The following is a 12,211-nucleotide window of genomic DNA, read 5'->3' as shown; positions in this document are numbered from 1 at the left end:
GATGCGCAAACTGCCGATCATCCACGCCATCCGCGACGTCACCGACAGCCGATTCCTGCAGGTCGAGCAGCTGGACCTGGAATTCTCCAACGGCGTGCGGCGCACCTACGAACGACTCAAGGGCAGCGGCCTGGGCGCCGTGATCATCGTGCCGATGCTCGATGACGAGACCGTGCTGCTGGTGCGCGAGTACGGCGGCGGCGTCGGTCGCTACGAGCTGGGCCTGCCCAAGGGCCGGCTCGACCAGGACGAAACCGCCGAGCAGGGCGCCGAGCGCGAGATGAAGGAAGAAATCGGCTACGGTGCACGCAAGCTGAAGATCCTGCACAACCTGTCGCTGTCGCCGTCGTACATGACGCACATGGCGCACGTGGTGCTGGCGCAGGATCTGTATCCGGAGAAACTCGCCGGCGACGAACCGGAGGAACTCGAAGTGGTGCCGTGGAAGATGTCCGAGCTGCACACCCTGCTCGGTCGCGACGACGTCACCGAGGGGCGCTCGATCGCTGCGTTGTTCATGGCCCGCGAATACCTCGCCGGGCGCTTCCAGAGGACCTGAGCTTGCCCCCCGAATTGGCACGGCAGGTGGGCGCGATTGCCCGCGCGGCGGCGGCGGCGATCCTGCAGGTGTACCACGGCGACTTCGCCGTGCAGACCAAGGGCGACGACTCGCCGTTGACCGCCGCCGATCTCGCCGCGCAGCGGGTGATCGTGGCCGGCCTGGCCACGCTGCAGGAGCAACTGCCGGTGCTGTCGGAAGAGGCCAAGGCCCTGCCCTGGTCCGAGCGCCGGCACTGGACGCGCTACTGGCTGGTCGACCCGCTCGACGGCACCCGCGAGTTCGTCAAGCGCAATGGCGAGTTCACCGTCAACATCGCGCTCATCGACGACCACCGCAGCGTGCTGGGCGTGGTGCTGGCCCCGGTCACCGGCGAGCTGTACGCCGCCGCTCAGGGCCAGGGTGCGTGGCTGCAGGAGCGCGAGGGTGGCCCGTGGCGGCGCATCCGCACGCGGCCGCTGGGCTCTCCGCCGCGGGTGGTCGGCAGCCGTTCGCATGGCGGCGCGCAGGGTGGGCTGCTCGAACAATTGATCGGCAACGACTACGACCATGTGCCGCTCGGCTCCTCGCTGAAGTTCTGCCTGATCGCGCGCGGCGAGGCGGACATCTACCTGCGCCTTGGCCTCACCAGCGAATGGGACACGGCCGCGGCGCAATGCGTGCTGGACGAAGCCGGGGGCGCGGTGCTCGATCTCGCCGGCCGGCCGTTCCGCTACAACCGCGGCGAGTCCCTGCTGAATCCGGAGTTCGTCGCGGTCGGCGACCTCTCGATCGACTGGACCGTGCGACTGACCAGGAGCGAGGAGTGAGTGAAGAGGAGTGAGAGATGAGAGGGGTTCGTCCTCCGCCCGCTCCACCCGCGCACGCTTCTGCTTTCTCTCACTTCTCACTCCTCTCCACTTTATGACCCGACACAGTCTCGACGACCTCCTCGCCATCATGGCGCGCCTGCGCGATCCGCAGCATGGCTGCCCGTGGGACGTGCGGCAGGATTTTTCCTCGATCGCCGCCTACACGATCGAAGAGGCGTACGAGGTCGCCGATGCGATCGACCGGCGCGACTGGACCGACCTGTGCGACGAACTCGGCGACCTGCTGCTGCAGGTGGTGTTCCACGCGCAGATGGCCGCCGAGCAGGGCCTGTTCGAATTCGCCGACGTCGCCCACGCCATCAGCGCGAAGATGGTGCGCCGCCATCCGCACGTGTTCGGCGACACGCGTTACGCCGACCTGACCGAGCAGATGCAGGCGTGGGAGCAGATCAAGTCCGCCGAGCGCGTGGCGAAGGGCCGGACCGCCGATGACAGCGCGCTGGCCGGCGTCTCCACCGGGCTGCCGGAGTGGAAACGCGCCCACAAGCTGCAGCAGCGCGCTGCCGCCACCGGTTTCGAGTGGCCCGGCCCGCAGCCGGTGCTGGAGAAGCTGGCCGAGGAAGTGGAGGAGGTGCGCGTCGAGTTCACCCACGGGGCCGACCCGGCGCGCCTCGAGGACGAGATCGGCGACGTGCTGTTCGTGATGGTGAACCTCGCACGCCATGCCGGCGTCGATTTCTCGCAGGCGCTGCGGCATGCCAACGCGAAGTTCGAACGGCGCTTCCGCCGCATGGAGCAACTGGCTGCGGCCGATGGCGCGGCGTTTGCCGGGCGCACGCTGGAGGAGCAGGAACAGTTGTGGCGGCGCGCCAAGCAGGACGAGGCCGGCCACTGACAGACGCGGCGGCCGTGGCCGCCGCGTCGTCCCGTTTTTGCTGTCGCGACTACTTCGCTGGAGCTGTCGCGTCGCTGGCGGCGCGCGGCTGCCATGCCGCACGCATCTTCTCGCGCTCGGCGCGCATCTTCGCCTCGTTGGCCAGGTTTTCGTCCAGCCCCTTGCGCAGCGTGGCGATCGCCTGGTCGACATTGGTCGGCTGTGCCTGCAGGCGGGCCAGTCGCTGGTAGACGTAGTCGCGCACGCGCGGGTCCTGCGACTTGGCCAGCACGTCGTTGTAGACCGCCGCCATGTCCTTGCTGCGGCCGGCCTGCTGGTACAGCCGTTCCAGCGCGCGCAGGTCGCCGATCACGCCGCTGCGCTGGTGGTGCATGTGATGGCCCGCCATGCCGTGGTCGCGGTCGCCGGGAAGGATGCGTGCCTGCTTGGTGACGACCATGTGCGGATTGGCGGGCGACGCCGGCGCGTTCTGGGCCATCGCGAACGTGGCCGACCCGGCCAGCAGGGCGACGAGGGCGGAAGCGAGGAGGGTCTTGCGTTGCATGGGCTGTCTCCGTGGGTAGTGGGATGATCAACGCGCCGGCCGCGCAGGAGTTGACTGCGGTGTGCAGACTGCTGTCATCCTTGCAACCCTTTTGCGATCCGCTGCATCCAAGCCTGACCGACTACCGAGGAGAGTCCCATGCGCCGTCTTTTCATCGCCGCCATGCTGTGTGCCCCGTTCGCCGCGTTTGCCGCCGGATCGTGCGAGTTCGAGGCCCCGCGCAACCTGCAACTGGACCTGGCTGGCGTCCGCAGCGTGCAGATCGACGTCAACAGCCACGACCTGCACCTGATCGGCGGCGCCGACACCAGGGGCCTGACCCTGGTCGGACGCGCCTGTGCGTCGAAGAAAGCCGCGCTGGACAAGCTCACGGTCACCCAGCGACGCGACGGCGACCAGCTGTTGATCGACATCGGCGGCGACCACCAGGGTTTCAATTTCAACCTGTTCGGCGGCAACGTCAGCATGAGCCTGGACGTCACCGTGAACCTGCCGGCGAACGTGCCGGTCACCGTGCGCGTGGGCTCCGGCGACGCCGACGTGCGCGGCGTGCAGGAGCTGCGCAGCACGGTCGGTTCCGGCGACCTGCACGTGCGCCAGATCGCCGGCAAGTTCGCCACCAGCGTGGGCTCGGGCGATGTCGACGCCAGCGATGTCGGCAGCCTGCAGCTGGGTTCGGTGGGCTCGGGTGATTTCAAGATCGATGGCGTCAAGGGCGACGCCAGCATCGGCAGCATTGGCTCGGGCGACGTCACGCTGCGCAACGTCGGCGGCAGCGTGCACGCCGACACGCTGGGCTCCGGCGACCTCACCGTGCACGATGTCGGCGGCGATCTCACGCTCGGCGCCAAGGGCAGCGGCGATGTCGACCACTCCGGCATCAAGGGCAAGGTCAGCGTGCCGCACGACGACGATTGATTCCGCCACAAGCCGGCATCCCGTAGGGCGGGCACTGCCCGCCGCTCTTGATCGCGTGCATCACCGAAAGGCATGGCGGGCAGTGCCCGCCCTACGAAGCTGGAGCGAACAACATCGGGCACTTCGGTGCGTCTACGGCTGAATTCCGCGCCAGACCAGATACACCAGCGGCGCGCACACCAGCAGGAACGGAATCGACACCCGGTGCAGTTGCCGCAGGCCGTGCGGCTGCCCTGCCAGGCGCAGGGCGATCAGGTTGGCCAGCGAACCGATCGCCACGCCGAAGCCGCCCACATTGACCGCCACCGCCAGCGCGATGGCATCCGGCGCTCGCTCGAGCAGCAGCACGGTCGCCGGCACGTTGCTGATCAGCTGCGCGGCGACAATGCCGCTGGCGAACAGCACCATCGGTTGATCGAGATGGAGCCCGTCGAGCACGCGCTGCATCAGCGGCAGCTCGGCGAAGTGGCCGAGGCCGAGGAAGATCGCGGCGAAGGTGAGCAGCAACAGCCAGTCGATCCGCACCAGCGAGGCGCGGGCCAGCGCCCCGAACAGCACCAGCAGCGCCACGGCGCCCAGCGGCGCCAGATCGTATTCCATCGCCACCACCATGCCGATCAGCGCAATCATCGACCACGCGCCGAGGCGGCCCGAGTGCACCGCGCCGTCGATGTGCCGGGGGCCCAATGCCACCCGATCGCGCGGCAGCCAGTACCAGGTGAACGCCGCCACCAGTGCCAGCATGACGGCCGCGGCCGGCAGCATCGCCAGCGCGAAATCGAGGAACGACAGCCGCGAGTGCTGCCACAACAGCAGGTTCTGCGGGTTGCCGATCGGGCTGAGCGTGGAGCCGGCGTTCACCGCTAGCGCCTCCAGCACCACCATGCGCAGCACCGGCAGGTTGGAGATCGCGCCGATGGACACGGTCAGCGGCACGATCAGGAACAGGCTCACGTCGTTGGTCAGCACCATCGAGAGCAGCGCGCTGGCGGCCACCAGCAACAGCCCCAGGCCGCGCAGCGAGTGCGCCCGCGCCAGCGAAGCGGCCGCTGCGTGCTGCACCAGGCCGCTGTCGCGGATGCCCTGGATCGCGATCAGCAGGCCGGTCAGGCCGGCCAGCGTGGGCAGTTGCAGCCAGTGCCGATAATCGTCGACCGGACGCGGATCGAGCAGCGCCAGCAACAGCACCAGCGCGGCGAACACCAGCAGCAGCCATTCGTGCTGCAGGCGTTTGCGCCAGCCGGTGGCGGGTGACGACGCGGCAGGTTCCACGCGCGCTCAGCCCTCGCGCAGCAGGCGCATCGGTGGCGTGCGGCTGACCCGGCGCGTGCCGGCCAGTCCCAGCAGCATCACCACCAGCGCGGCGGCGGCCGCGCTGGCGACCAGCGGCCACGCCGGCGGCACGAAGCCCTCGATGTGGAATACCGCCCGACCCAGCCACCAGCCGCCGCCGGCGGCACCCAGCGCGGCGGTCAGGCCGGCGACCAGGCCCAGCATGGCGAATTCGCAGGCGGCGGCCACGCGCAGCTGTGCACGGCGCGCGCCCAGCGTGCGCAGCAGCGCGGCCTCGTGGCGCCGCTCGGCCGCGCTGGCGGCCAGCGCCGCGGCCAGCACCAGGATGCCGGCCAGCAGGCTGAAGCCGAGGATCCAGCGCACCGCGCTGCCCACGCGGTCGATGATCTCGCGCACCCGATCGAGCAGCGAGTCGACGTCGACCAGGCTGAGGTTGCCGTATTCGCGCGACAGTTGCGCCAGTTCCGCCGCGTGTCCGGACGACAGGTGGAAGCTGGCCAGCCAGGTGTGCGGCAGCTCGCTGGCGTGGGCCGGGTCGAGCAGCAGGAAGAAGTTGACCCGGAACGAGCTCCAGTCGACCTTGCGGATGCTGCCCACCCGCGCCTCCAGGCTCCCTTCGCCGACGTCGAAGCGCATCGTGTCGCCGAGCTTCAGGCCGAACATGTCGCGCCACATGGTGTCGATCGACACCTCGGGCCGATCCGGCGCAGCCCCATGCCAGTGGCCGGCCACCACCTCGTTCGCCGGCGGCAGCGCGGCGGACCACGACAGCCGCAGCTGGCGATCGGTCCACTCCTTGGCGCGCGGGTCCGCGAACTGCAGTCGGTCGATGGCGTGGCCGTTGATCGCGGTGAGCTTGCCTACCGCCAGCGGCAGCATGTTGAGCTGGTCGGCGCCGATCCGCGCCAGCGATTGCGAAAAGCCGGCGCGCTGGTTGCTTTGCAGGTTCAGGGCGAACCAGTTGGGCGTATCCGCCGGCAATTCCTGGCGCCAGCCCTGCAGCAACGCCGGTGCCACCACCGCAAGCAGCAACAACGCGCACAGACCCAGGCTGAGCGCGGTCGCCTGGATCACGCTCAGCGCCGGTCGTCGCGCCAGTGCGGCCAGGCCCAGCCGCAACGCCGGATGCGCGCCCGGCGCAATGCGCCGGGCCAGCCACAGCAGCGCGCCGGCCAGCAGCGCCGCGAGCACGCTCACGCCGAGCAGGCTGCCGGCGAGGATACCGGCCAGCTGCAGCGAGCCGCTCTGGCCCCAGATCAGGCCCAGCGCCACCAGGACGGGGATCAGGTACAGCGCATCGAAGCGCCGCACGCGGCGCGACAGGCTCTGCCGGAACACCGCCACCGGAGGTACCTCGGCCAGCCGCGCCAGCGGCGGCAGCGCGAAGCCGACCAGCACCGCGATGCCCATCGCGGCCGCGGCGAACGCCGGCGCCAGCGGCAGCACCGTGGGCACGTTGCCGAACAGCTGGCTGGCCAGCAGCCACGCCAGCTGCGCCAGGCCCAGCGCCAGCGCGATGCCCAGCGCGGCCGCCGGCAGGGCCAGCGCGCCCAGGGTGCCCAGCAGCAGGCCCAGCACGCGCGGGCGCGAGGTGCCCAGCGCGCGCAGCAAGGCCACTTCGGCGGTCTTGCGCCGGGCATAGCGCTGGGCGGAAAGGGCGATGGCAATGCCGGCTAGCAGGGCGGACAGCAGCGCGGTCAGCCACAGGAACGAGCCGGCGCGGTCGAAGGCATTGCGCATGCGTTCCTGGGTCTGCTCCGGCGTGATCAGCTGTGCGCCCGCGGGCAGCTCGGTCGCCGCCGCCCAGTCGCGCCAGGCGCGCACCGCATCCGGCGCGCCGGCCAGCAGCAGCCGGTGACGCGCGCGGCTGCCGCGCCCGAGCAGGCCGGCCTGCTCGGCATCGGCCAGGCTCATCAGCGCGCGCGGCGCCAGCGCGAGCAATTCGCCGCCGTCGGGCTGGCGCAGCAGTTCGGCGCCGATGGTGAGCGTGCGCCCGCCCAGTTGCAGGCGGTCGCCCACCGCGAGGCCCAGCGCGACCAGCGCGCGATGATCCAGATAGACCTCGCCGGCGACCGGCGCGCGGCTCGGCGGCAGCGCATGGCCGTTGCGATCGCGCAGCTCCAGCGTGCCGCGCAGCGGATAGTGCGCATCCACTGCCTGCACGTCGAGCAGTTGGGTGCGTTCGTGGGCGAACGCCACGCTGGGAAAGCCGGCGGTGCGCGTCAGCTGCAGGCCGTCCTGGCGTGCCTTGTCGGCGAAGGCGGCAGGCAGGGCCTGCGGCGCGGATACGCCGATGTCCCCGCCGATCAACTCCGCGGCGCTGGCCAGCATGCCACGCTCGATCCGGCTCGCCAGCGTGGCGACCACGCCCAGCGCCACCACCGCCAGCACCAGCGAGGCGGCCAGCGTGCGCAGTTCAGGCAGGTGCCATTCGCGACGCAGGCTGCGCAGCGACAAGCGCAGCAGGCTCATGCCGGCACGCCCGCGTCGGTCGACGCCACGCGCCCTTCCTCCAGCTCGATGCGGCGATCGCAGCGCGCGGCCAGGCCGGCGTCGTGGGTGACCAGCACCAGGGTGGTGCGGTGGTCGCGGTTGAGCGCGAACAGCAGGTCGCAGATGTGGTGGCCGGTGCGCTGGTCGAGGTTGCCGGTGGGCTCGTCGGCGAACAGCACGCGCGGGCCGTGCACGAAGGCGCGGGCGATCGCCACGCGTTGCTGCTCGCCGCCGGAAAGCTGCGCGGGGTAGTGCCGCCGCCGCGCGCTCAGGCCCACCGCCTCGAGCGCCTCCCGCGCACGGCTGCGCGCCGCGCTGCTGCCCTCCAGTTCCAGCGGCAGCATCACGTTCTCCTCGGCAGTGAGCGCCGGCAGCAGGTGGAACGACTGGAACACGAAGCCGACCAGTCGCCGCCGCAGTTCGGCGCGGGCTTCCTCGTCCAGCTGCTCCAGCGCGTGGCCGTCGAGGGAGATGCTGCCGCGGTCGGGCGTGTCCAGCCCGGCCAGCAGGCCGAGCAGGGTGGTCTTGCCCGAGCCGGAAGCGCCCACGATGGCGAAGCTCTCGCCGGGCATCACGCGCAGGTCCACGCCGTCGAGGATGTCGAGCCGCCCCTCGGGGCCGTTGACCGACTTGCTAACATCACGGGCTTCGAGGACGGGACGGGAAGAATCATTCATGCGGCGCTGCCTGTGGTTGCTGGTTCTGCTCTGCGGTTTCGGCGTCGCCCACGCGGCGGCGCCGAAGACCGTCCTGGTGCTGGGCGACTCGCTGTCCGCCGCGCACAACATTCCGGTCGAAGCCGGCTGGGTGCATCTGCTGGATGTCCGTCTGGGCAAGATGGTGCCGAAGTGGCGTGCGGTCAATGCCAGCATCAGCGGCGAAACCTCGCTGAGCGGCCGACACCGCTTGCCCGCCTTGCTGCAGACCTACCAGCCGGCGGTGCTGGTGATCGAACTGGGCGCCAATGACGGCCTGCGCGGGTTGCCGCTGCCGGCCTTGCGCGACAACCTGACGGCGATGATCGAGCTGGCGCAAAAGCACAAGACACGCGTGCTGCTGCTGGGCATCGAGCTGCCGGTGAACTACGGCCCGCAGTACCGCGACGGCTTGCGTGCGATCTACGCCGACCTGGCGCGCCAGCGGAAGGTCGCGCTGCTGCCGTTCCTGCTCGACGGCGTCGCGCTGGACCCCGGCCTCATGCAGGCCGACGGCCTGCACCCGGTGGCCGCCGCCGAGCCGCGCGTGCTGGAAAACGTGTGGAAGGTGCTGCAACCGCTGCTGCAAGCGCCCAACGTCCACTGAACGGCGCCGCGGCCAGTTCACGCCGTCGTCACCGTGGCTCCGGGTATACCTTCACAAATGTGAAACCGGACCACAGCGAGGCAAGACATGACGACTCATGACGAGCAAGCGGGCCTGATCCTGCTGGTTGAAGACAACCGCCAGATCGCCGAGATGGTGGGCGAGTTCCTTGAAATGCGGGGTTATTCCGTCGATTACGCGGCCGACGGCGTGAGCGGGTTGCACTTGGCCGTATCCAACAGTTACGACGTGATCGTGCTGGACCTGATGCTGCCCGGACTGGACGGCCTGGAGCTGTGCCGCAAGCTGCGCAAGGAGGCGAAGAAGTCCACGCCCGTGCTGATGCTCACCGCGCGCGACACGCTGGAAGACAAGCTGGTCGGCCTGGAGGCCGGCGCCGATGACTACCTGGTCAAGCCGTTCGAGGTGCGCGAACTGGTGGCGCGGCTGCGCGCGCTGATCCGCCGCGACCGCCGCCAGGTATCCACCGAAGTGCTCACCGTGGGCGACATGACGCTGGACACCGCCACGCTGCGGCTGACCCGCGAGGGCCAGGATCTGGTGGTGTCGCCGATCGGCCTGAAACTGCTCGCGATCCTGATGCGCGAATCGCCGCGCGTGGTCAGCCGGCGCGACATCGAGCGCGAGATCTGGGGCGACACGCTGCCCGATTCGGACACGCTGCGCTCGCACCTGTACAACTTGCGTCGCGTCATCGACAAACCCTTCGCACGACCTTTGCTACATACCATCCATTCCGCTGGCTACCGGCTGGCCGACCTGGAATCGGAAATGGCGTCGGCGCAGCAACCTGCGTGATGGCGAGGCGGCGAGGGCAATGAACAGCAGGGTGTCGAACGCGATCACATTCCGCACGGGAGCCTTCAAGCGACGCATCGCCTGGGTGTTCGGCTTGCAGTTCGTGGCCCTGCTGATCATCGGCGCGATGGGCATTTTCAACGTCGCGCCGTGGGAAGCGGTGATCGTGCTGATCCTCATCACCACCGTGCTGGCGTGCCTGGCCGCCCAGCACGAGTGGGTGCAGATCCGCTCGCTGGCGCGATTGATGGCCGGCTGGAACGATGCCCGGCCCGACCCGGAAGCGTTCCACCCGCAACGCCTGTCACGCCGCACGGATGCGGACGTGGCGTCGCTGGCGCGCGGCCTGCACGGCTTCGCCACGCGCATCGCCGGTTACGGTCAGCGCGAGCGCAACTTCACCCGCGACGCCAGCCACGAACTGCGCAGTCCGCTGACGGTGATCCGCATGTCGGTCGACATGCTGGTCGACGAGCAGGGCCTGAGCGATTTCGGCTCGCGCTCGGTGCGCCGGATCAAGCGTGCCTCGCGCGAACTGGAAATGCTGGTCGAGGCGCTGCTGGTGCTCGCACGCGACGCCGGCACGCCGGTGGATACCGAGCGCTTCGTGGTGAACGACGTGCTGCAGGGCGAACTTCAGGCCGCGCGCGAAATGCTCTGCGGCCGGCCGATCGAGTTGCGCCTGGAACAGCCGGCGACCTTTGCGCTGGACAGCTCGCCACGGGTGTTCTCGGTGCTGTGCTGGCAGTTGCTGCGCAATGCCTGCCAGCAGGCCGAGCGCGGCAGCGTGGTGGTCAGCGTCGAACCCGGCATGGTAAGCGTGCGCAACCTCGCCCCGGCGAAAGGCGCTGGCGTTGGCGATGCCGATGCCGTTGCCGATGCGGGCGCGCCCGGTGCCGATCGGCACGGATTCGAGCTGGCGATCGCGCGGCAGATCAGCGACCGCTTCGGCTGGCCGCTGGAGCTGCAGACGCATGCAGGAGGCGAAAGCATCGCGCGCATCCGTTTTCCCGACGCCCTGCCGGCCGACGCCACGTCGCGACCCGCTCCGTAGGGCGGGCACTGCCCGCCGGCTCTTTCGGTTCCGGAGCAAAACGGCGGACAGTGCCCGCCCTACCATCAATCAGCCCGCTTGCAGCGCCGGCGCCACGGCGAACGCGCAGCCGGTCTTCGCCTTCACGTCGCCCAGGCTCACGCCGTCGTTGAGCTCGATCAGGGTCAGGCCCTTGCCCTTCTCCACCGAGAACACGCACAGGTCGGTGATGACGAGGTCCACGCATTCCTTGCCGGTGATCGGCAACTCGCATTGCTGCTTGATCTTCGGCGAGCCGTCCTTCGCGCAGTGCTCCATCAACACCACCACGCGGCGCACGCCGCTGACCAGGTCCATCGCGCCGCCCGGGCCCTTGACCATCTTGCCGGGCACCATCCAGTTGGCGAGATCGCCGGTGGCGGAGACCTCCATGCCGCCGAGGATCGACAGGTCGATGTGGCCGCCGCGGATCATCGCGAAGGAATCGGCGCTGGAGAAGAACGCCGAGCCGGGCAGGGTGGTGATGGTCTGCTTGCCGGCGTTGATCAGGTCGGGGTCGACCTGATCCTCGGTGGGGAACGGGCCGATGCCGAGCAGGCCGTTCTCCGACTGCAGCACCACGTTCACGCCGGCCGGGATGTGGTTGGCCACCAGGGTGGGGATGCCGATGCCGAGGTTCACGTAGTAACCGTCGCGCAATTCCTTCGCGGCGCGCTGTGCCATCGCGGTGCGCGTCGGGTTTTCCTTGCCGGTGTTGGCGCCGGCGAGGGTGCGGATCTCGATGCGCTTCTCGTACTTCTCGCCCTGCACGATACGGTCGACGTAGATGCCCGGCACGTGGATGTTGTTCGGGTCCAGCTCGCCGACCGGCACCAGGTGCTCCACCTCGGCCACGCAGACCTTGCCGCAGGTGGCGATCATCGGGTTGAAGTTGCGCGCCGTCTCGCGGAACACCAGGTTGCCCATCGCGTCGCCCTTCCACGCCTTGACGATGGACAGGTCGGCGGTGATGGATTCCTCCAGCACGTACTCCTTGCCGTTGAATACCTTGGTCTCCTTGCCCTCGGCCAGCTTGGTGCCGAACGCGGTGCGCGTGTAGAAGCCGGGGATGCCGGCGCCGCCGGCGCGCAGCTTCTCGGCCAGCGTGCCCTGCGGCGTCAGGTGCAGCTCCAGTTCGCCGGCCAGCGTCTGCCGCTCGAACTCCTTGTTCTCGCCCACGTACGAGGCGTACACGCGCTTGACCTGGTGGGTCTTGAGCAGCGGGCCCATGCCGAAATCGTCCACGCCGGCGTTGTTGCCCACGATGGTCAGGTCCCTGGTGCCCGCCTGCAGCAGGCCGCCGATCAGGTTCTCGGGGATGCCGCACAGGCCGAAACCGCCGGCGGCGATCGTCATGCCGTCGAACAACACGCCCTCAAGGGCTTTCGTCGCGCTCGGGTAAACCTTGTCCATTGCCGTGCCTTCCTCATGGAGAGTCAGCTGCCAAGGATACGACGGAATCGCGCCGGCCGGCCTTGTACCAAGGTCGCAGACAGGCAGGCAC

12 protein-coding genes are annotated in these 12,211 nt (G+C 69.5%); 7 read left to right on the top strand and 5 right to left on the bottom strand.

From position 1 onward, the window contains the following. Position 1: 1 nt before the first annotated feature. The 3 genes from nudE (at position 2) to mazG (ending at position 2,266) form a co-directional block, all read left to right on the top strand. Entirely contained in the window at positions 2–559 is a 558-nt protein-coding gene (gene nudE / locus ACVCMC_RS08920) for an ADP compounds hydrolase NudE (protein ID WP_395117031.1), read from the top strand. Between the two features lie 2 nt (positions 560–561). Beyond that, positions 562–1,368: a 3'(2'),5'-bisphosphate nucleotidase CysQ gene (gene cysQ, locus ACVCMC_RS08915; RefSeq protein ID WP_447099417.1), complete on the top strand. Its 807-nt coding sequence runs from the start codon at positions 562–564 to the stop codon at positions 1,366–1,368. Positions 1,369–1,462: 94 nt separating this feature from the next. Continuing rightward, the gene (gene mazG / locus ACVCMC_RS08910; protein ID WP_447099416.1) at positions 1,463–2,266 is read left to right on the top strand and encodes a nucleoside triphosphate pyrophosphohydrolase; all 804 of its coding nucleotides are present in this window, start codon (positions 1,463–1,465) and stop codon (positions 2,264–2,266) included. 49 nt (positions 2,267–2,315) lie between these two features. On the opposite strand, the gene ACVCMC_RS08905 is transcribed toward mazG, so the two are convergent. After that, positions 2,316–2,810, bottom strand: a complete 495-nt coding sequence (locus tag ACVCMC_RS08905) for a hypothetical protein (protein WP_395117037.1) — start codon at positions 2,808–2,810, stop codon at positions 2,316–2,318. Between the two features lie 138 nt (positions 2,811–2,948). Here ACVCMC_RS08905 and ACVCMC_RS08900 point away from each other — a divergent pair, with 138 nt between their 5' ends. Beyond that, positions 2,949–3,728 (top strand): DUF4097 family beta strand repeat-containing protein, encoded by a 780-nt coding sequence (locus ACVCMC_RS08900; protein WP_395117038.1) that lies wholly within the window; start codon positions 2,949–2,951, stop codon positions 3,726–3,728. Between the two features lie 132 nt (positions 3,729–3,860). Here the strand turns inward: ACVCMC_RS08900 and ACVCMC_RS08895 are convergent, their stop codons facing one another. The 3 genes from ACVCMC_RS08895 to ACVCMC_RS08885 are packed head-to-tail and all read right to left on the bottom strand — an operon-like array spanning position 3,861 to position 8,191. Beyond that, positions 3,861–5,000: an SLC13 family permease gene (locus ACVCMC_RS08895; RefSeq protein ID WP_447099415.1), complete on the bottom strand. Its 1,140-nt coding sequence runs from the start codon at positions 4,998–5,000 to the stop codon at positions 3,861–3,863. A gap of 6 nt (positions 5,001–5,006) precedes the next feature. Beyond that, the gene (locus tag ACVCMC_RS08890) at positions 5,007–7,493 is read right to left on the bottom strand and encodes an ABC transporter permease (RefSeq protein ID WP_447099414.1); all 2,487 of its coding nucleotides are present in this window, start codon (positions 7,491–7,493) and stop codon (positions 5,007–5,009) included. After that, positions 7,490–8,191 (bottom strand): ABC transporter ATP-binding protein, encoded by a 702-nt coding sequence (locus ACVCMC_RS08885; RefSeq protein WP_447099413.1) that lies wholly within the window; start codon positions 8,189–8,191, stop codon positions 7,490–7,492. The genes ACVCMC_RS08890 and ACVCMC_RS08885 overlap by 4 nt, the downstream gene beginning before the upstream one ends. Here ACVCMC_RS08885 and ACVCMC_RS08880 point away from each other — a divergent pair. The 3 genes from ACVCMC_RS08880 to ACVCMC_RS08870 all read left to right on the top strand — a co-directional run bounded on the left by ACVCMC_RS08880 (position 8,190) and on the right by ACVCMC_RS08870 (position 10,689). Next, entirely contained in the window at positions 8,190–8,816 is a 627-nt protein-coding gene (locus ACVCMC_RS08880; RefSeq protein WP_395117046.1) for an arylesterase, read from the top strand. The two genes, ACVCMC_RS08885 and ACVCMC_RS08880, sit on opposite strands and share 2 nt — an antisense overlap. An 87-nt stretch (positions 8,817–8,903) precedes the next feature. Continuing rightward, positions 8,904–9,635: a response regulator transcription factor gene (locus tag ACVCMC_RS08875; RefSeq protein WP_395117047.1), complete on the top strand. Its 732-nt coding sequence runs from the start codon at positions 8,904–8,906 to the stop codon at positions 9,633–9,635. Between the two features lie 31 nt (positions 9,636–9,666). Next, entirely contained in the window at positions 9,667–10,689 is a 1,023-nt protein-coding gene (locus ACVCMC_RS08870) for a sensor histidine kinase (protein WP_447099412.1), read from the top strand. Positions 10,690–10,758: 69 nt separating this feature from the next. Here ACVCMC_RS08870 and ACVCMC_RS08865 read toward each other — a convergent pair whose 3' ends face one another. Further along, the gene (locus tag ACVCMC_RS08865) at positions 10,759–12,120 is read right to left on the bottom strand and encodes a 3-oxoacid CoA-transferase subunit B (RefSeq protein ID WP_447099411.1); all 1,362 of its coding nucleotides are present in this window, start codon (positions 12,118–12,120) and stop codon (positions 10,759–10,761) included. Between the last annotated feature and the right edge of the window lie 91 nt (positions 12,121–12,211).

It is taken from the genome of Rhodanobacter sp. UC4452_H20, assembly GCF_052978205.1.
Note: the sequence above shows the minus strand (reverse complement) of the source record. Positions and strands in the feature narration are given on the sequence as shown.

What these genes read in the sequence shown, in the direction of transcription:
- nudE (WP_395117031.1), top strand. Translation starts at nt 2, where the DNA reads ATGCGCAAACTGCCGATCATCCACGCCATCCGCGACGTCACCGACAGC.
- mazG (WP_447099416.1), top strand. Translation starts at nt 1,463, where the DNA reads ATGACCCGACACAGTCTCGACGACCTCCTCGCCATCATGGCGCGCCTG.
- ACVCMC_RS08905 (WP_395117037.1), bottom strand. Translation starts at nt 2,810, where the DNA reads ATGCAACGCAAGACCCTCCTCGCTTCCGCCCTCGTCGCCCTGCTGGCC.
- ACVCMC_RS08900 (WP_395117038.1), top strand. Translation starts at nt 2,949, where the DNA reads ATGCGCCGTCTTTTCATCGCCGCCATGCTGTGTGCCCCGTTCGCCGCG.
- ACVCMC_RS08890 (WP_447099414.1), bottom strand. Translation starts at nt 7,493, where the DNA reads ATGAGCCTGCTGCGCTTGTCGCTGCGCAGCCTGCGTCGCGAATGGCAC.
- ACVCMC_RS08880 (WP_395117046.1), top strand. Translation starts at nt 8,190, where the DNA reads ATGCGGCGCTGCCTGTGGTTGCTGGTTCTGCTCTGCGGTTTCGGCGTC.
- ACVCMC_RS08885 (WP_447099413.1), bottom strand. Translation starts at nt 8,191, where the DNA reads ATGAATGATTCTTCCCGTCCCGTCCTCGAAGCCCGTGATGTTAGCAAG.
- ACVCMC_RS08875 (WP_395117047.1), top strand. Translation starts at nt 8,904, where the DNA reads ATGACGACTCATGACGAGCAAGCGGGCCTGATCCTGCTGGTTGAAGAC.
- ACVCMC_RS08865 (WP_447099411.1), bottom strand. Translation starts at nt 12,120, where the DNA reads ATGGACAAGGTTTACCCGAGCGCGACGAAAGCCCTTGAGGGCGTGTTG.